General features: G+C 69.8%; 23 protein-coding genes. 8 read left to right on the top strand and 15 right to left on the bottom strand.

What is annotated here, in order from left to right:
• Window positions 1–80 precede the first annotated feature (80 nt).
• Window positions 81–1,013, top strand: a complete 933-nt coding sequence (locus ACQEU1_RS35645) for a M28 family metallopeptidase (RefSeq protein WP_433211096.1) — start codon at window positions 81–83, stop codon at window positions 1,011–1,013.
• Here ACQEU1_RS35645 and ACQEU1_RS35640 read toward each other — a convergent pair whose 3' ends face one another.
• Entirely contained in the window at window positions 1,014–1,550 is a 537-nt protein-coding gene (locus ACQEU1_RS35640; RefSeq protein ID WP_433211093.1) for a TetR/AcrR family transcriptional regulator, read from the bottom strand. It abuts the gene before it with no gap.
• 60 nt (window positions 1,551–1,610) lie between these two features.
• On the opposite strand from ACQEU1_RS35640, the gene ACQEU1_RS35635 reads away from it, so the two are divergent.
• Entirely contained in the window at window positions 1,611–2,090 is a 480-nt protein-coding gene (locus ACQEU1_RS35635; RefSeq protein WP_433211090.1) for an SRPBCC family protein, read from the top strand.
• On the opposite strand, the gene ACQEU1_RS35630 is transcribed toward ACQEU1_RS35635, so the two are convergent.
• The gene (locus ACQEU1_RS35630; protein ID WP_433211087.1) at window positions 2,054–2,959 is read right to left on the bottom strand and encodes a hypothetical protein; all 906 of its coding nucleotides are present in this window, start codon (window positions 2,957–2,959) and stop codon (window positions 2,054–2,056) included. The two genes, ACQEU1_RS35635 and ACQEU1_RS35630, sit on opposite strands and share 37 nt — an antisense overlap.
• 120 nt (window positions 2,960–3,079) lie before the next feature.
• A complete protein-coding gene (ileS, locus tag ACQEU1_RS35625; protein ID WP_433211084.1) occupies window positions 3,080–6,184 on the bottom strand; it encodes an isoleucine--tRNA ligase in 3,105 nt (1,034 codons plus the stop codon).
• Between the two features lie 244 nt (window positions 6,185–6,428).
• On the opposite strand from ileS, the gene ACQEU1_RS35620 reads away from it, so the two are divergent.
• The 4 genes from ACQEU1_RS35620 (at window position 6,429) to ACQEU1_RS35605 (ending at window position 8,909) form a co-directional block, all read left to right on the top strand.
• Entirely contained in the window at window positions 6,429–6,773 is a 345-nt protein-coding gene (locus ACQEU1_RS35620; RefSeq protein WP_433211081.1) for a DoxX family protein, read from the top strand.
• Complete coding sequence (locus tag ACQEU1_RS35615) at window positions 6,770–7,906, top strand: BTAD domain-containing putative transcriptional regulator (protein ID WP_433211078.1); 1,137 nt, start codon at window positions 6,770–6,772, stop codon at window positions 7,904–7,906. The genes ACQEU1_RS35620 and ACQEU1_RS35615 overlap by 4 nt, the downstream gene beginning before the upstream one ends.
• A gap of 77 nt (window positions 7,907–7,983) precedes the next feature.
• On the top strand, window positions 7,984–8,448 hold the full coding sequence (locus tag ACQEU1_RS35610; protein ID WP_433211075.1) for a hypothetical protein: 465 nt from the start codon (window positions 7,984–7,986) through the stop codon (window positions 8,446–8,448).
• Entirely contained in the window at window positions 8,448–8,909 is a 462-nt protein-coding gene (locus tag ACQEU1_RS35605; RefSeq protein ID WP_433211072.1) for a hypothetical protein, read from the top strand. The genes ACQEU1_RS35610 and ACQEU1_RS35605 overlap by 1 nt, the downstream gene beginning before the upstream one ends.
• A 57-nt stretch (window positions 8,910–8,966) precedes the next feature.
• Here ACQEU1_RS35605 and ACQEU1_RS35600 read toward each other — a convergent pair whose 3' ends face one another.
• From ACQEU1_RS35600 to ftsZ, 7 genes are all read right to left on the bottom strand, one after another.
• The gene (locus tag ACQEU1_RS35600) at window positions 8,967–9,455 is read right to left on the bottom strand and encodes a hypothetical protein (protein WP_433211069.1); all 489 of its coding nucleotides are present in this window, start codon (window positions 9,453–9,455) and stop codon (window positions 8,967–8,969) included.
• Window positions 9,456–9,470: 15 nt separating this feature from the next.
• Window positions 9,471–10,286, bottom strand: a complete 816-nt coding sequence (gene wag31 / locus ACQEU1_RS35595) for a DivIVA-like cell division protein Wag31 (protein WP_433211066.1) — start codon at window positions 10,284–10,286, stop codon at window positions 9,471–9,473.
• 48 nt (window positions 10,287–10,334) lie between these two features.
• Complete coding sequence (locus ACQEU1_RS35590) at window positions 10,335–10,610, bottom strand: YggT family protein (protein ID WP_382440120.1); 276 nt, start codon at window positions 10,608–10,610, stop codon at window positions 10,335–10,337.
• An 18-nt stretch (window positions 10,611–10,628) separates the two neighbouring features.
• Entirely contained in the window at window positions 10,629–11,282 is a 654-nt protein-coding gene (locus ACQEU1_RS35585; protein ID WP_433211063.1) for a cell division protein SepF, read from the bottom strand.
• A 67-nt stretch (window positions 11,283–11,349) separates the two neighbouring features.
• Window positions 11,350–12,048 (bottom strand): YggS family pyridoxal phosphate-dependent enzyme, encoded by a 699-nt coding sequence (locus ACQEU1_RS35580; protein ID WP_433211060.1) that lies wholly within the window; start codon window positions 12,046–12,048, stop codon window positions 11,350–11,352.
• Entirely contained in the window at window positions 12,045–12,749 is a 705-nt protein-coding gene (gene pgeF / locus ACQEU1_RS35575) for a peptidoglycan editing factor PgeF (RefSeq protein WP_433211057.1), read from the bottom strand. Before pgeF ends, ACQEU1_RS35580 begins: the two co-directional genes overlap by 4 nt.
• A 797-nt stretch (window positions 12,750–13,546) precedes the next feature.
• Window positions 13,547–14,863 carry a cell division protein FtsZ gene (gene ftsZ / locus ACQEU1_RS35570; protein ID WP_433211054.1) on the bottom strand — a complete coding sequence of 439 codons (1,317 nt, stop codon included), beginning with the start codon at window positions 14,861–14,863 and terminating at the stop codon, window positions 13,547–13,549.
• A gap of 323 nt (window positions 14,864–15,186) precedes the next feature.
• Between ftsZ and ACQEU1_RS35565 the strand changes: the two genes are divergently transcribed.
• Window positions 15,187–16,077 carry an RICIN domain-containing protein gene (locus ACQEU1_RS35565; RefSeq protein WP_433211051.1) on the top strand — a complete coding sequence of 297 codons (891 nt, stop codon included), beginning with the start codon at window positions 15,187–15,189 and terminating at the stop codon, window positions 16,075–16,077.
• Between the two features lie 119 nt (window positions 16,078–16,196).
• Here ACQEU1_RS35565 and crtI read toward each other — a convergent pair whose 3' ends face one another.
• Window positions 16,197–17,618 carry a phytoene desaturase family protein gene (gene crtI / locus ACQEU1_RS35560; protein WP_433211048.1) on the bottom strand — a complete coding sequence of 474 codons (1,422 nt, stop codon included), beginning with the start codon at window positions 17,616–17,618 and terminating at the stop codon, window positions 16,197–16,199.
• Between the two features lie 94 nt (window positions 17,619–17,712).
• On the opposite strand from crtI, the gene ACQEU1_RS35555 reads away from it, so the two are divergent.
• Window positions 17,713–17,838 carry a hypothetical protein gene (locus ACQEU1_RS35555; RefSeq protein ID WP_319977335.1) on the top strand — a complete coding sequence of 42 codons (126 nt, stop codon included), beginning with the start codon at window positions 17,713–17,715 and terminating at the stop codon, window positions 17,836–17,838.
• 269 nt (window positions 17,839–18,107) lie between these two features.
• On the opposite strand, the gene ACQEU1_RS35550 is transcribed toward ACQEU1_RS35555, so the two are convergent.
• The 4 genes from ACQEU1_RS35550 to ftsW are packed head-to-tail and all read right to left on the bottom strand — an operon-like array spanning window position 18,108 to window position 22,812.
• Window positions 18,108–18,857, bottom strand: coding sequence for a cell division protein FtsQ/DivIB (locus ACQEU1_RS35550; protein WP_433211045.1), 750 nt, complete (start codon window positions 18,855–18,857; stop codon window positions 18,108–18,110).
• Window positions 18,854–20,176: a UDP-N-acetylmuramate--L-alanine ligase gene (gene murC, locus ACQEU1_RS35545; protein ID WP_433211989.1), complete on the bottom strand. Its 1,323-nt coding sequence runs from the start codon at window positions 20,174–20,176 to the stop codon at window positions 18,854–18,856. The genes ACQEU1_RS35550 and murC overlap by 4 nt, the downstream gene beginning before the upstream one ends.
• A gap of 41 nt (window positions 20,177–20,217) precedes the next feature.
• Window positions 20,218–21,321, bottom strand: coding sequence for an undecaprenyldiphospho-muramoylpentapeptide beta-N-acetylglucosaminyltransferase (gene murG / locus ACQEU1_RS35540; RefSeq protein ID WP_433211042.1), 1,104 nt, complete (start codon window positions 21,319–21,321; stop codon window positions 20,218–20,220).
• A gap of 27 nt (window positions 21,322–21,348) precedes the next feature.
• A complete protein-coding gene (gene ftsW / locus ACQEU1_RS35535) occupies window positions 21,349–22,812 on the bottom strand; it encodes a putative lipid II flippase FtsW (RefSeq protein WP_433211039.1) in 1,464 nt (487 codons plus the stop codon).
• Between the last annotated feature and the right edge of the window lie 6 nt (window positions 22,813–22,818).

Genomic DNA, 22,818 nt, shown 5'->3' with positions numbered 1-22,818 from the left:
ACCGTTCGCCCCTAGCGAGTCCATGCGCGGCGGAGCATGTTGATCAGTGGCTCAATCCCTACCCTGCACGGAGTTGAACCATGAGGATCCTGATCGCGCTGGCGGCCGCCTTGATGGTGACCGGAACCACGGCGGCGCAGGCGGCGGCGCCCGCGGCACTGGCGGCGCCCAACATCAACGTCGCGAACGTACAAGCTCACCTGAACCAGTTCCAGTCCATCGCCAACTCCAACGGCGGCAACCGCGCACACGGACGACCGGGGTACCTGGCCTCGATCAACTGGGTGAAGAGCAAGCTCGACGCGGCCGGCTACACCACGCGCGTCCAGTCGTTCACCTCGAACGGCGCGACGGGCTACAACCTGATCGCCGACTACCCCGGCGGTGACGCGAACAACGTCGTGATGGTCGGCGGCCACCTCGACAGCGTCTCGGCGGGCCCCGGCATCAACGACAACGGCACCGGCTCGGCGTCGATCCTGGAGATCGCGCTCCAGGTGAAGGCCACCGGTTTCCAGCCGACCAAGCACCTGCGGTTCGGCTGGTGGGGCGCGGAGGAGCTAGGCCTCGTCGGCTCGACGTACTACGTGAACTCCCTGTCGTCGACCGAGAAGTCGAAGATCAAGGCGTACCTGAACTTCGACATGACGGGCTCGCCCAACCCCGGCTACTTCGTCTACAGCTCCTCCGGCCAGCCCACTGGTTCGGCGGCGCTGACGCAGCGGCTGCAGGCGGGCTTCACGGCGCTGGGCGTCCAGACCGAGCTGACGAACGTCGGCGGCCGCTCCGACCACGCGGCGTTCGCCCGCGCGGGCATCCCGACCGGCGGCACCTTCACCGGCGCCGAGGGCATCAAGACCTCGGCGCAGGCCTCGAAGTGGGGCGGCACGGCGGGCCAGGCCTTCGACCGCTGCTACCACCGCTCCTGCGACACCACGGCGAACGTCAACGCCACGGCGCTCGACCGCAACGCGGACGTGATCGCCTCGACGTTGTGGGCCACCGCGGCCTGATCACTTCGCGATGAGCACCTGCACGGCCTCGTCGAGCACCGGTTCGACGAGGCCGGGCAGGGTCTGCTGCATCTGCGCCTGGCCCAGGTAGAGGCTGAACGCGATCAACGCGCGCTTCCTCGCCTGGGCCTTCCTGAACCCCAGCTGCCGGAACAGCTCGGTCAGGTACGTCAGCCGCTTCTCCGTGACGCGCTGGAGCACCGGTGCGATCACCTCGTGCTGGGCGGCGGCCTGCAACGCCATCTCGACCGACCCCTTGCGGCCGCGGTCGAGCACCGTGGCGAAGAGCGTGCGGAGCTTGTCCTCCGGCGTCCGCTCGGACTCCACGAGCTCGATGACCTTCTCGGTGTGCTCCCGCTCCCACCGCTCGACCGTCGCCTGCAGCAACGCCTCGCGGTTCGGGAAGTGGTGGTAGACGCTGCCTTTCGTGGCCCCGGCTCTGGCCGCGAGCGGCTCGATCGCCACGGCGTTCAGCCCGCCCTCGGCCAACGCTCTCAGCGCTATCTCAGTCCAGTCGTCACGATTCCGCCGCACCACGCTTCCATACGCTACCGTACGTTTGTCGAACATACGGCAGCGTATGGAAGGGGACTTCTCATGGTCAGGAACGTCCACACCCGCGATCTCGGCGTGCCCGCGGGCCCGTTCGTCGACCGGATCCAGGAGCTCTGGCCGCCCGCGTGGGGCAGGCAGGAGTTCGACCGGCCGCTGGGTGTCGGCGCGGACGGCGGGCACGGCCCGATCCGGTACCGCTGCACGGCCTTCGTCCCCGGCGAGTCGATCACCTTCGAGTTCACCCGGCTCACCGGGTCGCACACGCTCTCGGCGTCGGGCGACGTCATCCGGCACGAGCTGGTCGGCGACTTCGGGCTCGTGCCGTGGCTGCGCTGGGTGCTGGTGGTCCGGTGGCTGCACGACGCGTGCATCGAGGACCTGTTCGACGGGTTCGAACGCGCGGCCGGACACGAACCCGCCGCACCGGCCCGGTGGTCCCCGTGGGTCCGGCTGGTGCGGCGGGTGGTCGGCGTGGCGATGAAGCGTCAGGAGCAGCGCAGCTTCACAGGACCGTCGAAGTAGCGGCCCCCGAACACGTCACCGCTCTCGGTGAGCACGTCCGGGAACACGTCGGAGGGCAACGGGTCGACCCGGCCGTTCCCGCGCAACACCAACGACTCACCCCGCATCAGCAGGTCGCCCGCGTCGTTGGCGGCCACGGCGGCACCACCACCGGGCAAGGTGCGGACGATCTCGCCGTTCAGGTCCCACTCGACCGCGACCTGGGAACCGCTCAGCACCGACGTCCCGTAGACGCGGCCGTCGTGGACCAGACTCGGTGACGCCTCGTCGTGTCCCTCCAACGGCTGGAGTTCGGTCCGCCCACCCTGCGGACCCCACACGTAACCGCTGTCCTGCTCCCCGTCGACCTGTCCGATGACGTTGCCCGCGTCGTCGATCCCGGTCGCCCACCACTTGCGGCCGTCGTCGGTGCCTTCGAGCACCCGCGGCGAGGTGGACCCGGCAGGCCACACCACCAGCGCGTCGCCCGATCTGCCGACGACGTCACCGCCGGCGTTCATCGCGCGTGCCGCCGGACGCGGCCCGCCGGGCAGCGGCTCGAGCTTCTCCCCGCCTCGCCACAACCCGCTCTCACCGCTGCTGAGCAACACACCGTCCCCGGTGATGTCGTAAACGCCCCGCACCTCCGGGAACACCACCGTCGCCGGTACCTCCTGGTGCCAGACGACAGCCGTCGCACTCCAGTTGGTCGACGTCATCCAGTCGCCCTCACCGATGAGAAGGCCGCCCGGCCGCACCCCGGCGGGAAAAGTCACGTCCGTCCTGATCCACTCGCACCCCGTGTCCGCCTGTGCGGCGACGGGTGCGACCAACGCACTCGACATCAGCACCGCGACGCCTGCCGCCAGGCGCCATCCCCCAGAAACCACGTGCCACCCCATCTCGAAGAGATCGACCGTTCGCCTGGAGGTGCCCGCCTCGGCACGAGGTGTTGCATGCAAAAAGGCGGCGCGGTGGGAAACCCACCACGCCGCCCCGTAGCGCCGTACTTACGCCTTGGCGACCGCGACCTTGACCTTGACGCCGTCACCGACCGAGCCCTCGGCGGTGCCCTCGCCGAACACCACCGACGACGTCAGCGTCTCCGACTGCACGAACGGCAGGTGCGGCTCCACCGCGGAACGCACCTCGTCCGGCAGGTCCAGCGTCAGCGTGATCCGGTCGGACACGTCGAGCTGAGCGTCCTTGCGGGCCTGCTGCACCACGCGCACCAGGTCGCGCGCGAGCCCCTCGGCCTCCAGCTCCGGCGTCACGACCGTGTCGAGCACGACGACACCGGCACCACCCGGCAGCGCGGCCGTGGCGGCGGGATCCGTTGCCACCAGGCGCTGTTCGTACTCGCCCTCGAACAGCTCGACGCCGGCGGCCACCACTCGACCGTCCACTTCGGACCAGTCGCCGGCCTTGACGGCCTTGATGACCTTCTGCACGTTCGGGCCGAGCCTCGGCCCGGCCGCGCGCGCGTTCACGACCAGCTGGAACTGCCCGTAGGTGTCGACGTCGGTGGACAGCGACACCTCCTTGACGTTGACCTCGTCGCGCACGATCTCGGCGAAGTCCTCCAGCGAGCCCGCCACCGGCGAGGCGACCGTGAGGCGTGCCAGCGGCAGGCGCACGCGCAGCTTGTTGCCCTTGCGCAGCGACAACGCCGTCGAGCACACGTCGCGGACCTCGTCCATCGCCGCCACCAGCGCGTCGTCCGCCGGCACGTCCGACACCGACGGGAAGTCCGTCAGGTGCACGGAACGGCCGCCGGTCAGCCCGCGCCACACGACCTCGGTCGTGTACGGCAGCAACGGCGCCGCCACGCGCGTGACGACCTCCAGCACGGTGTGCAGGGTGTCGATCGCGTCCTGCTCGCCGTCCCAGAACCGCTGCCGCGACCGGCGCACGTACCAGTTCGTCAGCACCTCCAGGTACTCGCGCACCAGCTGGCACGCACCGGAGATGTCGTAGACGTCCATGGCGGCCTGGACGTCGCGGACCAGGTCGTGCGTCTTCGCCAGCGCGTACCGGTCGAGCACGTTCTTCGAGTCGACGCGCCACGTGCCCTCCTTCCCTGCGGCGTTGGAGTACAACGCCAGGAAGTACCAGGAGTTCCACAGCGGCAGGACGGCCTGGCGCACCGCGTCGCGGATGCCGCGCTCGGTCACGACCAGGTCGCCACCGCGCAGGATCGGCGACGCCATGAGGAACCAGCGCATGGCGTCCGAGCCGTCGCGGTCGAAGACCTCGTTGACGTCCGGGTAGTTCTTCAGCGACTTGGACATCTTCTGGCCGTCGTCACCGAGCACGATCCCGTGCGCCACGCAGTCGCGGAACGCGGGCCGGTCGAACAACGCCGTCGCGAGCACGTGCAGCGTGTAGAACCAGCCACGCGTCTGCCCGTTGTACTCGACGATGAAGTTCCCGGGGTAGTGCTCCTCGAACCACTGGGCGTTCTCGAACGGGTAGTGCACCTGCGCGAACGACATCGAGCCCGACTCGAACCAGCAGTCGAGCACGTCCGGGATCCGGCGCATGGTCGACCGGCCGGACGGGTCGTCCGGGTTCGGCCGGGTCAGCTCGTCGATGAACGGCCGGTGCAGGTTGTCCGGGCGCACGCCGAAGTCGCGTTCCAGCTCGTCCAGCGACCCGTACACGTCCGTGCGGGGGAACTCGGGGTTGTCCGAGGTCCACACGGGCAGCGGCGAGCCCCAGTACCGGTTGCGCGAGATGTTCCAGTCGCGCGCGTTCTCGAGCCACTTGCCGAACTGGCCGTCCTTGATGTGGCCCGGCACCCAGTTGATCTGCTGGTTGAGCTCGACCATCCGGTCCTTGAACTGCGTGACCGCGACGAACCACGCCGACAGCGCGCGCTGGATCAGCGGGTTCTGGCAGCGCCAGCAGTGCGGGTACGGGTGGTCGTAGGTCTCGTGGCGCAGCAGCAGGCCCGCGTCCTTGAGGTCGCGGATGATCAGCTTGTTCGCCTCGAAGACGTGCACGCCCTGGTACGGCGCGACCTCCGCGGTGAACTTGCCGTCCGGTCCGACCGGCACGACGACCTCGATGCCCGCCGCGTCCGTCACGACCTTGTCGTCCTCACCGAACGCCGGTGCGATGTGGACGATGCCCGTGCCGTCGTCGGTGGTGACGTAGTCGGCCGTCAGGACCTGGTGCGCGTTCTCGCGGCCTGCGAAGAAGTCGAACGGCGGCAGGTACTTCTTGCCGACCAGGTCCGAGCCCTTGTAGCGGGCGACGACCTCGGGTTCCTCGCCCAGCTCACGCGCGTACGCCGCGACGCGGGCCTCGGCCAGCAGGTACTTGTCGCCGTCCGAACCCACGACCGTCACGTAGTCGACGTCCGGGTGCACGGCCGCGGCCAGGTTGCTCGGCAGCGTCCACGGCGTGGTCGTCCAGACCAGGGCATTCTCGCCGGACTCGAGGCGCAGCGCCACCGTGACGGCGGGGTCCTGCCGGTCGCGGTAGGCGTCGTCCATCTTGGTCTCGGTGTTGGACAACGGCGTCTGGCAGCGCCAGCAGTACCAGAGCACCCGGAAGCCCTCGTAGATCAAGCCCTTGTCCCACAAGGCCTTGAACGCCCACATGACGCTTTCCATGTAGTCGAGGTCGAGCGTCTTGTAGTCGTTGTCGAAGTCGACCCAGCGAGCCTGGCGCGTCACGTAGTCGCGCCACTGGTCCGTGTACTGCAACACGGACGTGCGGCACGCCTCGTTGAACTTCTCGATGCCGAGCTCGTCGATCTCGTGCTTCTGCGTGATGCCGAGCTGCTTCTCCGCCTCGTACTCGGCGGGCATGCCGTGCGTGTCCCAGCCGAACCGGCGCTCGACGTGCTTGCCGCGCATCGTCTGGTAGCGCGGCACCACGTCCTTGACGTAGCCGGTCAGCAGGTGCCCGTAGTGCGGCAGGCCGTTCGCGAACGGCGGGCCGTCGTAGAAGACGAACTCGTTCTCGCCGTGCTCACCGGCCGGGTTGCGGTCGATGCTCGCCTGGAAGGTCTCGTCGTCCTTCCAGTACCCGAGCACGCCCTGCTCAAGGTTCGGAAAGGACGGCTGTGCCGGGACCTCGTGCGCACCGGCCCTGGGGTAGGCCATCTCCACTGCTCCTCGCGTCACGCTGGACACGCGAGGACGACACGCCGATGTGGCTCGGCCTGCCGCGGTACCACCCCGCTTGCCCGCCCTGAAGGGCGAGCCTCTCGTTCTTCGGCTGTGACGGGCCGGTCCCGTCCGGTTCTACTGAGGCTTGCGCCCGTTCTTCCGGAGGCTCCCCGGTGATGGCCGGATCGGTGCCTGTGAGTTACAGGGTAACCGCAGGCGCAAACCGTATGCTCGCCCGATGACGTTGACCATCGCGTTGTCGATCTTGCTGGCCGTGCTGTTCGTGGCGACGGGCGCGGGCAAGCTGTTCGGCGCGAAGGCGTCACTCGAGGCCCGCGACCACTTCCGGATGAACCCGGCCCTGTGGCGCACCATCGGCGCGCTGGAGTGGGCGGGCGCGGCCGGCCTGGTGGTCGGGCTGGTCAGCTGGGAGTGGGTGGCGCACGCGGCCACGGTCGGGCTCGGGCTGCTGATGGTCGGCGCCACCGTGACGCGCCTGCGGTACGACTCGAAGCCCAAGGGCATCGTGGTGGACCTGGTGCTGCTGGCGTTGCTGATCACGTTGCTGTTCCTGGACCGGTGAAGTTCTCCCTCCTCGGCGCACCTGAGGTCCGTTCCGGCGCTGACCTCGTCGACGTGGGGCACGCACGGCAGCTGAGCGTGCTGGCCGTGCTGCTGGTGGACGTCAACCAGGTCGTAGGCGTCGACAAGCTGCTGGCGCGGGTGTGGGGTGACGCGCCGCCGCGGCAGGCGAAGGCCGCGCTCTACAGCTACGTGTCGAGGTTGCGGGCAGCGCTGGCCGGCGTGCCGATCGTGCGCCGCTCCGGTGGTTACGTGCTGGAGGCCGATCCCGCGTCCATCGATCTGCACCGGTTCCGCTCTCTCGTGGCACTCGGACGGCCAGACGAGGCCCTCTCACTCGTGCGCGGCGAACCGTTCTCGGGCCTGCACGGCGCGTGGTTCGACTCGTTGCGCGAGGCGTTGGCAGGCGAGATAACGGCGGCCGAACTCGACCACACCGACGCACGCCTGGCGTCGGGCGAAAACTCCACCCTCATCGCCGACCTCACCGCCCGCACGTCCCTTCGCCCACTGGACGAACGCCTCGCGGGGCAACTGATGCGCGCCCTGATCGGCGCCGGCCAACGCACCGATGCGCTCGCCTACTACTCAAGGCTGCGCAATCGGTTGGCGGACGAACTGGGCCTGGACCCCGGTCCGGCGTTGCGCGACCTGCACGCCTCCCTGCGTCCTCAGTGGAATCCGCGCCAACTCCCCGCCGCCCCATCGGACTTCACCGGCAGGACGGCCGAGCTCGCAGCCCTCGACCTGGACGGACCGATCGTGACGATCACCGGACCGCCTGGGTCCGGCAAGACGCGGCTGGCACTGCACTGGGCACACGCGCACGTCTCCGGCTACCCGGACGGCCAGCTGTTCGTGGACCTGGCCGACTCCGACCCGGCCGACGTCGTGCGGGAGTTCATCACGGCGTTGGGCACCGACAACATCCCACCGGAGCCACACGCGCAGACAGCGCTCTACCGCACGTTGCTCGCCGACCGCCAAATGCTGATCGTGCTCGACAACGCCGCCAACACCGCGCAGGTCGTGCCACTACTACCGGGCACCCCACGCTGCCGAGTCGTCGTCACGAGCCGTGAGCGCCTCCCAGGCCTCGTGACGGCCCACGGCGCCCGCCCGATCGTGCTCTGAGTAGAAGCACGCATGGCCTGAGCGTCCCGATCTCCGCGAGACTGGCCCCACAGAGACCATCTCTTCTGGGGGATCAGATGCGTGTCGTTGCTTTGACCTGCGCACTTCTCGTTCTGGGGGCGGGTGTCGCCTCCGCCGGCGAGCCGTCGAGGTTCGTGTTCGACGCAGAGGCGGGCGCCTTCCCGGTCACCGCCACCAGCGGCGACTGGTCGGCGCCACAGGCGGAGTTCATCGTCAGCCGGCGGCCGTGGGACGACAACAACCTGCACATCGACGTCGAGCGGGCAGGGACCTACCACGTGGTCGAACTCTTCCGCCACGACGGCAACCCGATCACCACGGGCACCTACACCGACCAGAAAGCCCTGATCATCAGCGCGGGCCTCGGCTGCTACGACAACGCGGCCGACTTCACGATCGACCGCCTCGACGTCAACGAGCAGGGCATCGTCCTGGCCCTCGACGGTTCCGTAGAACACCGCTGCGGCGATCGCCCTGACAACGCGTTCCGCGCGAAGTTCCACTACGTGCGGGGTGCCTGATGCGCGCCGCCCTGCTCGCCGCGGCCCTGTTGGTCGCCACCGCCGCACCGGCCACCGCGGCCGACACCGACTACCTGATCTGGGACTCCGACCCCGGCGCGTGGCCCACCCAGGGCCGTTCGGGCTCGTGGACGCCACCCGCGCTCATGGGAGTCCACGAGTTCCCGGCGCCGGACAACTCGATCCGGATCTACGGCGAGTCCGCCAACGGGTGGGACTTCATCGAGATCAGGCTGTTCCGCCACGACGGTGAGCGCATCGGCGAAGGACACTTCGAGGACCAGCGGGTCCTGGTCGTGAACAAGGGCTTCGGGTGGTACGACGACGCGGGCGACTTCGACGTCACGCACATCGCCTACGACGCCGGGGGCCGGATCTCGGAGTTCGACGGCAACGTCGAGCACCACTACCTGGACCAGCCGAACAGCACGTTCCGGGCGAAGCTCAGCTACCGGCGCTGACGCGCGCGGCGTGAGCCGGAACAGCCGTTCGTCTGCGGTGTGATCGAACCGCGTCTCTCACGACGCGGTACGGCTCCTGCGCACCAGCACCGCATCAGGGGTGCACAAGGCGCAAGGCGTGAACTGCAACTGCCGTGCCTCCTGCACCGGGAGGCCCAGCGTGGGCCTCCCGGCAAGCCAGGAACACGAGCTCAGGTGGTACCGGGGCCGCTCGTCCAGCACCCGGACCTCGTCCACCAGATCGGCCACGACGAGCAGGTCCGCCGCGTCGGTGTCCTCTTCCGGTGGTTCCTCGTCAGCGGGCGGCGTGTCGGCTTCTGCCGCTACGACTACCCGTTGATCATCAGCTACAGCCTGTTGATCTACACTCTGCGCGTCGGCTGCGGGGTCCCCCGGTCGCCTCCGCCACCAGTCCCAAGCGAGGACCAGGGCGGCGAGCACGCTCGCGCCCACGGACGACCACGCCCAGATCGTGTCGGACGTGGTCAGCGCAGGAACGAGCAGCCCGAGGGCAGCCAGCACCAGAAGTAGAACTACGAAGAGCACCTAGCGAACAGTAGTTCAGCCCGCTTCGGCGCGTGCGCCGAAGGAGTAGCCCTGGGAGCGGCCCTCGGACGGAGCGGCCGGGCCGCGGTCCTGGAGGTCGCGCAGGGACGACTCGAGCATCGTCTTCAGTCGCGTGCGGTACTCGCGCTCGAACGTCTGCAGCTTGTCGATCTGCTTCTCGAGCGTGTTCTTCTCCTGGGTGATGTTGCCCATCACCTCAGCGTGCTTGCGCTGCGCGTCACGGTCCAGCGCGGTGGCCTTCTCACGGGCCTGCCGCTCCAGCGTCTCCGAACGCGTCCGCGCGTCGTTGAGCATGGTCTCGGCACGCGTGCGCGCCTCGTTGACCATCGTGTCGGCCTTGGCGCGAGCCTCGGACAACAGCTGCTCGGACTTCGTGCGGGCCTCGGACAGCATGCCGTCGGCTTCGGCCTTGGCCTCGCCGGTCAGCCGGTCCGCCATCTCCTGGGCGAGACCCAGGACCTTCGCGGCCTGCACGTGGTGGTCTCCGCCACCACCGGGGGACGTCTGCTCCATGACCGACGGCGGCGGGACCGGCGCCAGGCGGCGCGGCTCCTCGACCGGCATGCGGGTCGTCATCGGGGCGGACGAAGCCTTCGCACGCGCGTCGTCGAGGTCGGCGCGCGACGTCTCGAGCTGCTGGTCGAGCTGCTCGACCTGCTGACGGAGGTCGTTGTTCTCCTCGATCAAGCGGGCCAGCTCGCCCTCAACCAGGTCGAGGAACGCGTCCACCTCGTCCTCGTTGTAGCCCCGCTTGCCAATCGGCGGCTTGCTGAACGCGACGTTGTGCACGTCAGCGGGGGTCAACGGCATCGGATCACCTCTCGCACTCCTGGGCTGCGGTCATCCCACGGTTCCCCGTCACCTGGGATCTGCGAATCGCATCAGAATGATAACGACTAGCCACAGCACAATAATCGATAGGTCCAGCCCGACGCCCCCGATCCGCACAGTCGGGATCACCCGACGGAGCGCACGGACCGGTGGGTCGGTGACCGTGTATACGGTTTCGAGCGTCACGGCTACGCCGCCCGCCGGGCGCCAATCCCTCGCGAACGTCCTCACCATCTCGACCACGACACGCGCGGTCAGGAACAGGGAGAACGCGAACAGGACGTAGAAGATGACGAGCAGGATGGGGGCCACGGGTCAACTCTAACCGTGGTTCCCGAACCCGCCCTCGGCCAGCTTCCTGCGGTCCTCCGCCGTGACGTCAACGTTCGGCGGTGAGAGAAGGAACACCCTGCTTGTGATCTTGTCCATGGAGCCGCGCAGAGCGAACGCGAGTCCGGCCGAGAAGTCGACGAGACGCTTCGCGTCCGCGTCGTCCATGTCGGTCAGGTTCAGGATCACCGGGGTGCCGTCGCGGTAGTGCTCCCCGATCGTGCGCGCCTCGCTGTAGTTGCGGGGATGAAGCGTCGTGATGCGCGCCAACGGGTTGCCTGCCGGTTCGGCGACCGGACGCAGCCTGCTCACGGGCTCGCGCTGCGGCTCGACCGCGAGTGCGCCGTGCACGGGTGCATCGGCGCTCCAGCGACGCGTGCTCGAGGGGCTGCCCCCGCGCCGCGACTCCGGCTCGTAGTCGTCCGACTCGTCGATGTCGGCCCGGTACCCGGAGCCCTGGAGCTCCGACCGGCCCGGTGTGAACACGCGATTGCGTCGCGGGTACGGGTCGTAGTCGTCTGCCTCGGCCGCGTACTCGGACCGGTAGTCGCCGTAGCGACCGCGGTCGTCGTCGTAGCCGGGGTCGTCTGCGTACTCGGCGGGGACCATCCCGAAGTAGGCCTTCAGCTTGTGCAAAGCGCTCATTCCAGCCCCTCCTCGGCGGTTCCCCACTCTTAGGGACGGTGCGGACGGTCCCGAGGTTCCCGACAACCTAAGGCGAGGTTAGTCGCCGGCCGCCGAGCAACGCCGTTCCGACACGCACACAGGTCGATCCGTGCGAGATGGCATCTTCCAGGTCACCACTCATTCCCGCTGACACCTGAGTGGCAGTGGGATGATCATCACGTAGGCCTGATACCACCGATGCCAACGCCTGAAACGCCTGCGATGGCTTCATCGTCAAAGGCGCGACAGTCATCGCACCTCGGAGAATAAGATCACCCGAACGAGTGATCACGCCAGCGAGTTCGCCGACGTCCGCGATCGCCACACCCCCGCGTGACACGTCCCCGTCGATGCTGACCTGCAACAACACGTCGAGAGTCCGGCCTTTCGCGTGCGCCGCCCTGGCCAGTGCCTCGGCCAGCCGGACGCTGTCCACGGAGTCGACCTGACCGGCCCACTCGACGACGGACCTGGCCTTGTTCCGCTGCAGCCGCCCGACCATGTGCCAGCGAGCCTCTTCGAGGTGTCTCAACTGGCCGACCTTCTCGCCGGCCTCCTGGTCGCGGTTCTCCGCGAAGTTCCTGAGGCCGAGCTCGTAAAGGATCTCCACGTCGCTCGCGGGCCAGGTTTTCGTCACCGCGAGCAACATCACCTCGGCACGCGGCCTTCCCGCGCTTTCGCACGCCTTCGCGATGCGTTCCTCGACCTCTTCGAGGTTGGCCTTCAGCTCGTCGCGCCGGTTCACGGCTCCACCCAGACCACCGAAGCGAGCCGCCCGGTAGGCGCCTGCCGCCGATGGCTGAACAGGTCCTTCTCCTCGAACGTGCACCGCGGGTCGACGCCGATCTTCCCGACCCCCGCGCTGGCGAGCTGGTTCCACAACCCGGCCCGAAGATCCAGCGCGGGCGTCCCCTTCCTGCTCTTGGACGCGCTCCCGGGCAGGTGCTTCTCGACGTCCCGCTGCATCTCCGCGGGCACCTCGTAGCACTCACCGCACACCGCGGGCCCGAGCAGCACCTCGATCCGATCAAGGTCCGCGCCGAGCGCCATCATCGCCTTGAGCGCCTCGACGACCACCCCGACCCGAGCCCCGACCCGCCCGGCGTGCACGGCCCCGACCACGCCGGCCTCCTGGTCGCCGAGCAACACCGGCACGCAGTCGGCGGTCAGCACGACGAGCCCGAGACCAGCCTGTTTCGTCACAACGGCATCAGTGGCCTCAAGCGGCTCGGCCTGCGGCCCGTCCACGGTGGCGACGGTCCGGCCGTGCACCTGCTCCATCCAGACCAACCGGTCGGGCGTCAACCCGATCCCCTCGGCGAGTCTGCCCCGGTTGGCCTCGACGGCTGCCTCGTCGTCCCCGACGTGGTCGCCGAGGTTGAACGAGTCGAAGGGCGCCTTGGACACGCCACCGGCGCGGGTGGTGACAACACGACGAATGCGCACGCCTACACCCTAGTTCGCACGCCACCCAACCCCGTGCGGGACCACGAGCAGGCTCGCGCAGGGGTCCCCTCGGGTCCGGGATCCCCCGCGACCCAACGTACCGAGGGGGTCTGACAGTTCTGGGGTCGGCAGCGCTGGGCTCAGCTACGGCAGCGGGCGGGCCGGGCCCTGAACCAACCGCGATGCCGAAGGCGAGCCACCACAAGCCGCGAAGCCGAAGGCGAGCCCGACAGAGCGCGCACACCGAGCACGCCCGACCGCAGCCGCGATGCCGAAGGCGAGCCGTCTTTCCCAAGCGCGCCGGGTGGGGTGGCTTCGTCACGAGTCGTGCCACAGCACTTGCTGCATCAGAGGAGGGGTGTCAAACCGCCACGCTCTTCGGCGGTTTGACACCCCTCCTCTGATGTGGCCCGCTCCTGGCTCGACTCGTGACGAAGCCACCCCACCAACGCAACCAACCTACGAAACAGGCAGCCGCCGTGAGCAACAGGCGTGCCATCTACCCGCGAACGGCGCTGGCCCCGGCTTTTGATCAGATTGGCGGGGTCCGGGGCAGCGCCCCGCGCACGAAACAGGAACCCGCCCGCACAACCGCACCCACCCCACGGACGCACAAACCGCCGGCCGCCAACGCAACAGGGGGACGACCCACCCAACCGACGCGCACCCCAACAACCCACCCACCCTCACAGGCAAGCTCACGCAGGGGTCCCCTCAAAAGGAAGACCCCCTGAGCCCAAACGCTACTCAGGGGGTCCGACAAGATCAGAACAGCGACGTCACCAGTCAGGCAAACGTCACCGGCGCATGAACGGCGGCACGTCCACCTCGTCGTCCGGGTCATCGGTAACCGGCACCGGCCGAGACGGCAACGACCCGTTGGGCGACAGCGACCGGGGCACCGACGGCACGTACCCGTTCCCCTGAGCCGGCGAGGGCTGCGGCGGCACGGTGGTGGGCGGCTGCTGCACCGGAGCCTGCTGGACCGGAGCGGGCTGCACCGGGGCGGGCTGCACCGGCGGGGCCTGGACCACCGGCGGCGGTGGCGGCGCGGCGACCGGCTGCTGCACGTGCGCGACCGGCGCCGCCGTGGCGGAGGCGATCGGCCCGGAAGCCGTCCGGGGCGGCGAGGACAGCGCCGTCGGTTCCAGCTTCTTGTGCGTCGGTCCGCCGCCGTCGAAGCCCGCGGCGATGACGGTCACGCGCACCTCGTCGCCGAGGGAGTCGTCGATGACCGTACCGAAGATGATGTTCGCGTCCGGGTGCGCGGCCTCCTGGACCAGCGACGCCGACTCGTTGATCTCGAAAAGTCCGAGGTCGGAGCCACCGGCGATGGAGAGCAGGACGCCGTGGGCGCCTTCCATCGACGCTTCCAGCAGCGGCGAGTTGATGGCCTTCTGGGCCGCCTGGACCGCCCGGCCCTCACCTCTGGCCGAGCCGATGCCCATCAACGCAGAGCCCGCGCCGGACATGACCGACTTGACGTCGGCGAAGTCCAGGTTGATCAGACCGGGGGTCGTGATCAGGTCGGTGATGCCCTGGACACCGGAGAGGAGCACCTCGTCCGCCGAGCGGAAGGCATCCATCAGGCTCACGCCGATGTCGCCGAGCTGCAGCAGCCGGTCGTTCGGGATGACGATGAGCGTGTCGCACTCGTTGCGCAGCGCCTGGATGCCGTCCTCGGCCTGCTTGGCGCGGCGCTTGCCCTCGAAGGAGAACGGGCGCGTCACCACACCGATGGTCAGCGCGCCGAGCTTGCGGGCGATCGAGGCCACGACGGGCGCGCCGCCGGTACCTGTGCCGCCGCCTTCACCGGCCGTCACGAAGACCATGTCGGCCCCCTTGAGGACCTCCTCGATCTCTTCGCGGTGGTCCTCCGCGGCCTTGTGCCCGACCTCGGGGTTCGCGCCGGCGCCGAGGCCGCGGGTCAACTCACGGCCGATGTCGAGCTTGACGTCGGCATCAGACATCAGCAAGGCCTGCGCGTCGGTGTTCACCGCGATGAACTCGACGCCCTTGAGCCCGACCTCGATCATGCGGTTGACGGCGTTGACGCCGCCACCACCGATGCCGACGACCTTGATCACCGCGAGGTAGTTGTGCGGGGGCGTCATCGGATCCGCCTTCCTGATCGTGGTCCGTGCTGTGGTGCTGGGTGGGGATGCACCCGGATTGAAACTCTCAACCTCTCGTCGAGGTCCAGAGTTATGTCAACCCCATATGTTCCTGCTGGACGGTAAGCACCGGCGGTGCGTCGGTCCAGCAGCCACGCCGTAGGGTCCCAACACTGTGCGCTACTACTCCCCGGTCGTGCCGTCAAGTAGCGCGCACGGCCCTGAGGACGACGCCCCACAAGCCTAGTCGGACCTCGATTCGGAGATCGTCTCGCCCGCCCTAACCGCGATTTTCTGTTAGGGGTGCCCGCTAGCGTCGAGGCATGGGGATGAAATCGCTGGGCATCGCGCTGGTCGCGATGGCCCTGGGGGCGGTGACGGTCGCACCCGCGGGTGCGGCGCAAGACGGCAACAAGATCATCGAGATCAGGAGCGTCCTGTACGGCGAGTGCCTGGGGGCCACCGGGCCCGGGCCGGGCAGCACGACGATCCTGCCGTGCGACGGCTCCGCGGCGCAGCAGTGGGAGCTCGTGCCGGTGGGCGGCGGGAGGAACCTGGTCCGCAACATCGCGATCAGGGACTGCCTGAGCGAGCGGTACGGCTTCTCCTACTGCGACGACGAGGACCCGGCGGGATTCGCCGCGGTCCAGCCGGACGCGTCCGGTGCCACCCGCGTCGCGTTCGGCGACAACGGGGCGTTCCTGAGGGCGCTGACCTGGTCGAGCGGCGAACGGGACGTGCTGATCGTCACCTGGGGCGAGCCCGCCGAGCAGCGGTGGGAGTTGCGCACGGTCGGAACCCGGCAGCCGCTGCCCGACACCGCCGGTCAGGTCGTGCGGATCCGCTCGGCAGAAGAGAGGTCGGGCTGCCTCGCGCTGGCGGGCACCAAGCTGGTGCCGACACCGTGCGCGGACACGCCGGCGCAGAAGTTCCAGCGGATCGAGGTCAATGGAGGCAGGACCGCCTTCCGCAGCATCGCCAACAGCAAGTGCGTCTCGCTGCGGGATCGTGAGGCCATCGAGCCGGAGGTGACGGCGGAGTGCGCCGCCGGCGAGGCGGGACAGCACTGGTCGATCGAGCCGACCAGGCTCGGGTCGGCCAGGCTGCGCAACGCGCTGAACCCGGACGAGTTCGTGACGCCGGGCGCCGGCTGGGTGTTCATGACCACGCACTTCGGCAACACCTGGCAGCAGTGGGAGCTGGTGCCGGCCTAGCGGCCTGACTCGGGAGGTGGCCGGAGCTCACCGGCCACCTCGCGGGTTGCCGGTCGGCGGCACCGGGCGTCGCGCCCGCACCGGCGACGCCGCACGTCACCCGGCCGCGCGCCCGAGCGTCAGCGGGAGCGCATCGCGTCAACCCGCCTCGCGGCGAGCCGCCCCGAGATCAGCACCGGCGGCACCCCGACGCCTGGCGTCGTGCCCGCGCCGGCGAGGGCCACGTTCTCGGCGCCCCGCACCACGTTGCGCGGCCGGAACGGGCCGGTCTGCGCGAAGGTGTGCGCCAGGCCGAACGGCGTGCCCGCCGCGTTGCCCCAGTCGGGTGGCGTCACGAGCACCTCGTCACGCACCGCCGCGCCGAAGCCGTCGAGGCCTCGTGCCTCCAGCGTGCGCACCAGCTCGTCGCGGTACCGGGGGCCGACGCGCCGCCAGTCGACGGGCCCCACCCCCAGGTTGGGCGTTGGTGCCAGCACGTAGTGCAGGCCGTTCTGGGCGTGCGTGACGAGCAGGGAGGGGTCGGCCATCAACCGTCCCTTGTGGACGATCTCGTCGAACGTCCCCCGCCACGCCCGCCCGAACAGGATGTTGTGGTGCCCGAGGTCCCACGTGCGGTCCGTCGCCGCGTGCAGCACGACGGCGGACGGCGACCACCGCCGTGGCAGCAAGCGCAGCGGCGACTTGCCCAGCAAGCGGTAGGCGTCCGGCAACTCACACGCGAGTACGACGGCGTCACACGCGATGCGCTCTTCACCGGCGTGCACAGCCACCACGCGCGCGCCGCTCCATTCCAGCCGTGTGACCGTTGCGTCGTAACGGAACGACGCGCCGTGCTTCGTCGCAGCAGCAGCCAACGCCCGCGGCACCGCGTGCATCCCGCCGCGTGGGTAGTACACGCCGGCGATGGTGTCCATGTACGCGATGACCGCGTACGCCGCGAGGGCCTGCTGCGGTGGCACACCGGCGTACAAGGCCTGGAACGAGAAGAGCCGGATCAGCCGTTCGTCCCGTAGGAACCGCCGCAGCTGCGACTCCAGCCGCCCGAACCCGCCCAACGCAGCGAGCCGCAACAGTTCTGGGCGCACCAGGTCGAACGGCGAGTCGAAGTTGGCCCCGATGAAGTGCTCGCGCTGCACCGAGTACAGGTCACCCAGCCACCGCCGCAGCTCCCGGTAGCCGACGGCTTCCCTTGCGCCGCAGACGGTCCGGACCTCGTCCTCCATGGCGACGGCATCAGTGTGCACCGAGATCCGCGACCCGTCGGCGAACCGCGCGCGGTAGGCGGGAACGACCGGATCGAGCGTCAGCCAGTCCGAAAGCCGTTCTCCCACAGCGTCGAACGCCTCGTCGAGGTACTCCGGCATCGTCAGCACCGTGGGCCCGTTGTCGGCGACGAACCCGCCGACCTCCACGGTCCCGGCACGCCCGCCGGGAACGGAGGCCTCCTCCAGAACGGTCACCCGGCGACCGGTGCCCTGCAGGTGCAACGCGGCGGACAACCCGGCGAGACCGGCGCCCACCACCACGACGTGGCCCGGCATGAATACTTCCTTCGGGTGACAACGATCAATACGGCTAATACCGGGAGTGGCACTCCGATGAGCACGGTAGTCGTTCATCACCAGGAGGCACGTCTTGGCACCCGCACCCGCGTCCGTGCGTTCGCTCGTCATCGAGGCGATCGTGTTGGAACTCGTCACGAGCAGGCTGGGAAGCCTCGTCGTACGAGCAGCGATGGCGCGTCTGAAGCCGAACGGCTAGGCGAACCCCGAGGAGATTCCCGTGTGCTCCCAACCGATCCCCAGGTCCCCGCACCGCAGAACCCGCCGCTACCCGACGCCGTCCCGCCCGCCGGCACCGCGCCGCTAGCCGCACGAACCGAAGGACCGCAGCCGACCCGACGTCACCGGCAGAGGTGAACGCCGGGACAAAGCCACAGCCGTGACGCGCGATCGGTTCCGCACCGATCGCGGCGTCATCTGGAAGTCGCAGCAGGAAGCCGAAAGCCAGGGCTTCCACCTGACGCTCGGCTAGGACACCGTCGCGAGGTCCGGCGACGACACGTCGAACACCAGGCCCTGCCGCGTCAGCAGCACGAGCAGCACGGCCGCCTTGCGCGGCGTGTTCTCGGCGCTGCCCCACTTCACCACTCGGTCGCCGGTCAGCGTCAGCTTCACGTCGGCACCGGTCGTCGCCGCCACGGACACCACGTCGGGCCGCAGCTTCTCCGGCAGTTCGTTCACCACGCCGACGACGGCGCGGGTGGCGGGATCCGACGACGACGGCAGCGTGAGCACCAGTTCGGGCACGCCGGGGGCCGCCGCCGGGACGACCGCGTAGTCCTTGCCGGTCGAGTCGACGAGGTGGAAGCCGTCGGGCAGCTTCACCGAGCCGACCGGGACGCGTTCGGTGACCAGCAGCCGGACGGTGCCGGGGAGCTGGCGTTCCACCTCCACTGCGGCGACGCGCGGGATGCCGGCTACGCGGTCGTGGATCTCCTGCAGGTCCAGCCGGATCAGGGGCGAGCCCGGCTCGATGTCGGCGACCGCGCGGACCTCGTCCTCGGTGAGGGCCACGTTGCCGCGGACGTCCACCTGGGCCACGCCGAGCAGCGGCGTGAAGAAGACGCAGTAGGCCAGTGCCGCCACGGACAGCACTGTCAGGAGCGCCACCAGGCGGCGGCGCAGGATGACCCTGCGCCGCGCCCGGTACTCGGCGCTCTTCGGTCTCCGGTTCGCGGGGCGAACTCGCGTGGACCTGCCGCGAACCGGTGCGCTCATGACAGCGCGCTGACGATCTCGGGGCCGAGCATCGTCACGTCGCCCGCGCCCATGGTCACCACGAGGTCGCCGTCGCGGACCAGCGACGCCACCAGGGCGGGCACGCGGTCGAACGACGGCTCGTAGTGCACCGAGGCCGTGACCTGGTCGGCGATCAACGCGCCGGTCACGCCCGGTTCCGGTTCCTCGCGGGCGCCGTAGACGTCCAGCACCACGACCTCGTCCGCGAGCGACAGCGCGGCGGCGAACTCCGTGGAGAACGTGCGGGTGCGCGAGTAGAGGTGTGGCTGGAAGACCACGACCACGCGGCCCGCGCCGGCCACCGGACGGGCGGCACGCAGCTGCGCGTCGACCTCCGTCGGGTGGTGCGCGTAGTCGTCGTAGACCGACACCCCACCACCACGGCCCTTGAACTCGAACCGCCGCCGCACGCCACCGAACGCGGCGAGCCCCTCCAGCAGCCCGGTCTGGTCGGCGCCGATCTCCAGGCCCGCCAGCAGCGCGGCGATCGCGTTCAACGCCATGTGCTCACCCGGCACGGCGACGCGGACCTCGACCGGCACGCCGTCGATCTCGACCGACGCGAGGCCGCCCGACTCGAACGGCTTGTAGTCGACGAGCTTCGCGTCCGCACCGGCCCGGCCGTACTCGCGCACGCGGATGCCGCGCGCACGGGCCTCGGCGATCAGGCGGGCCGCACCCGGATCGTCCACACAGGACACCAGGACGCCACCGGGCGTGATGCGCTCCAGGAAGGAGTCGAACACGGCCGTGTAGGCCTCCACGGTGCCGTGGTGGTCGAGGTGGTCGGCCTCCACGTTCGTCACGACGGCGACGGACGGCGAGAAGAACAGGAACGAGCCGTCCGACTCGTCCGCCTCCGCCACGAACACGCCGCCGGTGCCCTGGTGGGCGTTGGCGCCGGACTCGTTCAGGTCACCACCGATGGCGAACGACGGGTCAACGCGGCAGTGCTGCAACGCGACCGTCAACATCGAGGTGGTCGACGTCTTGCCGTGCGTACCGGCGACGCACACGACGCGATGGTCTTCCATCAGCGCGGCAAGCGCCTCGGCCCGGCGCAGCACGGTGATGCCGCGCTCGCGGGCCGCCGCGTACTCCGGGTTCGAGTCCTTGATCGCGGTCGACACCACGACCTCGGTCGGGCCGCCGACGAGCTGGTCCAGGTTCGAGGCGTCGTGGCCGACGGCGATCCGCGCGCCCTGCGCCCGCAGCGCCAGCACGGTCCGCGAGTCCTTGGCGTCGGAACCGGACACCTGCACGCCGCGCGCCAGCAGGATGCGGGCGATGCCGCTCATGCCGGCACCGCCGATGCCGACGAGGTGAACGCGTTCGAGACTCACTTCTTGATCACATCCAGAACGGTGCGGGCCAGGACCTCGTCCGCCTCACGCCGGCCGGTGCCGAGCGTCGCGCGGGACATGTGCGCGAGCCGCTCGCGGTCCGCCATCAGCGGCACGACCAGCGACGCGACCTTCTGCGGCGTGAGCTCCTCGTCGGGCACGAGGATGCCGCCGCCCGCCGAGACGACCGGGCCGGCGTTCAGCGCCTGCTCGCCGTTGCCGATCGGCAGCGGCACGAACACCGCGGGCAGGCCGACCGCCGACACCTCGGCGACGGTCATCGCGCCCGAACGGCACAGCACGGCGTCCGCGGCGGCGTACGCGAGGTCCATCCGCTCCAGGTACGGCACCGGCACGTACGGCGGGCGACCAGGAACCTGTTGCACGGCAACGGTGTTCTTCGGCCCGTACGCGTGCAGCACGCCGACGCCCGCGCGGGCGAACTCGGCGGCGACCGGCGCGACGGCCTCGTTGATCGACCGCGCGCCCTGCGAACCGCCGAACACGAGCAGCGTCGGGGCGTGCGGGTCGAGGCCGAAGAACTGGCGGGCCTCGGCGCGCAGCGCGGCGCGGTTCAGGGACGTGATCGACTGGCGCAGCGGGATGCCGATGATCTGCGCGTCGGTCAGGCCGGAGTCCGGCACGGCCGCCGCGACGTGCTCGGCGAACTTCGCGCCGACCTTGTTCGCGAGACCGGCCTTGGCATTCGCCTCGTGCACGACGATCGGCACGCGGCCCCGTGCGGCCAGGTACGCGGGCAGCGCCACGTAGCCGCCGAACCCGACGACGACGTCCGCACCCACGCGCTCCAGCACCTCCCGCGTCTGCTTCACGGCGCCGCGCACGTTCAGCGGCAGCTTCAGCAGGTCGAGGGTGGGCTTGCGCGGCATCGGCACCGGCGGGATCAGCTCCAGCGGGTAGCCCCGCGCGGGCACGATCTTGTTCTCCAGGCCGCGCTCGGTGCCGAGCGCGACGACACGCGCGTCCGGTCGCAGCCGCATGACCGCGTCGGCCAGCGCCAGTGCCGGCTCGATGTGACCCGCGGTGCCACCACCTGCGACCACGACGCACGGACCACTGGGGGCAGGGTGCCCGGTCAAGACTTCTCCCGAATGTGAGTTGATCGATCAGTTGTGTCGCCCGCGACCGCGGGTCGACCGGCCTTGCTCTGAACGGCCCTGTGTCCGCCGCGATTCGCGGCGACGGTACTCCGAAGGCGGAGCGGAGCGTCCAGCCATACGACGTTCGTCGACCACCGGGAGTTGCGCGGTGCGCCTTCCCGGTGCGCGCGGAGGAGTGGACGGACGGGACGGCTTGCGCTTCGCCGGCAGCCGGTACGCCTCGGGCGCCGGCAGCTTGAGCAGGCCACCGACCCGGCCAGGACCGAGCGAGCGCAGCGCGACAACGGCCTCCGGCTCGTGCCGCGCGCAGTTCGCCAGGATGCCGAACACGACCATCGTCGTGACGACCGAGGTACCGCCGGAGGAGATCAGCGGCAGCGTCAGACCGGTGACGGGGAGCAGCCGCACGACGTACCCGATGTTGATCGCGGCCTGCGCGACCAGCCACACCGTCAGCGTCGCGGCGACGATCCGGATCCACGGGTCGGTGTTGCGCGACGCCACCCGCAGCCCGACCCAGGCGAGGCCGCCGAACAACGCCAGCACCAGCGCGCACCCGACGAACCCGAGCTCCTCGCCGATCACCGCGAAGATGAAGTCCGACTCGACGTTGGGCAGGTACCGCCACTGCGAGCTGCCCTGCGCGAGCCCCTTGCCGAACAGGCCGCCCTCGGCGAGCGCGTACATCGCCTGTCGCGCCTGCAGTCCGGCGCCCTGCGGGTCCGCGTCGGGGTTGAGGAACGTCGTCACGCGCTGCAGCCGGTACGCGGCACCGATCGCGAGCACGACGGCACCCGCCACCGCGCCACCGGCGATCACGCCGAACAACCGCATCGGCGCGCCCACGAACCACAGCAGGCTGACCAGCACCACGCCGAGCGTGATCGTGCCGCCGAGGTCGGGCTGGAGCATGACCAGCGCGAACACCAGCATCGCGACCGGCACGACCGGCACCAGCAGGTGGCGGTACTGCGACAGCAACGCCCGCTTGGTGACCAGGACGTGCGCGCCCCACAACGCCAGCGCGAGCTTCACGGCCTCGATCGGCTGGAACGAGACGGGCCCGAGCGTGAACCACGACCGCGCGCCACCGCGCACGTCGCCGAGCGGCGTCAGCACCAGCGCCAGCAGCACCACGCCGATGCCCATCGCGGCCGTCGAGAAGTGCCGGAGCTTGCGCAACGGGAACCGCAGCATCACCCAGAACAGCACGGCGCCGATGCAGACGTAGATCAGCTGCTTCTGGAACACGCTGTACGCGGACACGCCCGACGCGACCTGTCCGGGCGCCGACGCCGACAGCACCATCACCAGGCCGAGCACGGTGAGCATGCCGAAGATCGCCAGCAGGAGGTGGAAGTCGGCGAGCGGGCGGCTCAGCCACGACGTCAGGCCACCGCGCAACGAGGCGACGCGGCCTGCGGGGCGAACCTTCCGCTTGCTCTTCGGCTTGTCGGCGACGACGGTCACCAGATC

Source organism: Lentzea sp. CA-135723, assembly GCF_050936595.1.
In the GTDB taxonomy this organism is placed as follows: domain Bacteria; phylum Actinomycetota; class Actinomycetes; order Mycobacteriales; family Pseudonocardiaceae; genus Lentzea.
This window is presented reverse-complemented; position numbering and strand designations above follow the sequence as displayed.

What these genes read in the sequence shown, in the direction of transcription:
- crtI (WP_433211048.1), bottom strand. Translation starts at nt 17,618, where the DNA reads ATGCCGGGCCACGTCGTGGTGGTGGGCGCCGGTCTCGCCGGGTTGTCC.
- wag31 (WP_433211066.1), bottom strand. Translation starts at nt 10,286, where the DNA reads ATGCCGTTGACCCCCGCTGACGTGCACAACGTCGCGTTCAGCAAGCCG.
- ftsZ (WP_433211054.1), bottom strand. Translation starts at nt 14,863, where the DNA reads ATGACGCCCCCGCACAACTACCTCGCGGTGATCAAGGTCGTCGGCATC.
- ACQEU1_RS35605 (WP_433211072.1), top strand. Translation starts at nt 8,448, where the DNA reads ATGCGCGCCGCCCTGCTCGCCGCGGCCCTGTTGGTCGCCACCGCCGCA.
- ileS (WP_433211084.1), bottom strand. Translation starts at nt 6,184, where the DNA reads ATGGCCTACCCCAGGGCCGGTGCGCACGAGGTCCCGGCACAGCCGTCC.
- murC (WP_433211989.1), bottom strand. Translation starts at nt 20,176, where the DNA reads ATGAGCGGCATCGCCCGCATCCTGCTGGCGCGCGGCGTGCAGGTGTCC.
- ACQEU1_RS35645 (WP_433211096.1), top strand. Translation starts at nt 81, where the DNA reads ATGAGGATCCTGATCGCGCTGGCGGCCGCCTTGATGGTGACCGGAACC.
- ACQEU1_RS35565 (WP_433211051.1), top strand. Translation starts at nt 15,187, where the DNA reads ATGGGGATGAAATCGCTGGGCATCGCGCTGGTCGCGATGGCCCTGGGG.
- ACQEU1_RS35585 (WP_433211063.1), bottom strand. Translation starts at nt 11,282, where the DNA reads ATGAGCGCTTTGCACAAGCTGAAGGCCTACTTCGGGATGGTCCCCGCC.
- ACQEU1_RS35610 (WP_433211075.1), top strand. Translation starts at nt 7,984, where the DNA reads ATGCGTGTCGTTGCTTTGACCTGCGCACTTCTCGTTCTGGGGGCGGGT.
- ACQEU1_RS35635 (WP_433211090.1), top strand. Translation starts at nt 1,611, where the DNA reads ATGGTCAGGAACGTCCACACCCGCGATCTCGGCGTGCCCGCGGGCCCG.
- ACQEU1_RS35620 (WP_433211081.1), top strand. Translation starts at nt 6,429, where the DNA reads ATGACGTTGACCATCGCGTTGTCGATCTTGCTGGCCGTGCTGTTCGTG.
- ACQEU1_RS35550 (WP_433211045.1), bottom strand. Translation starts at nt 18,857, where the DNA reads ATGAGCGCACCGGTTCGCGGCAGGTCCACGCGAGTTCGCCCCGCGAAC.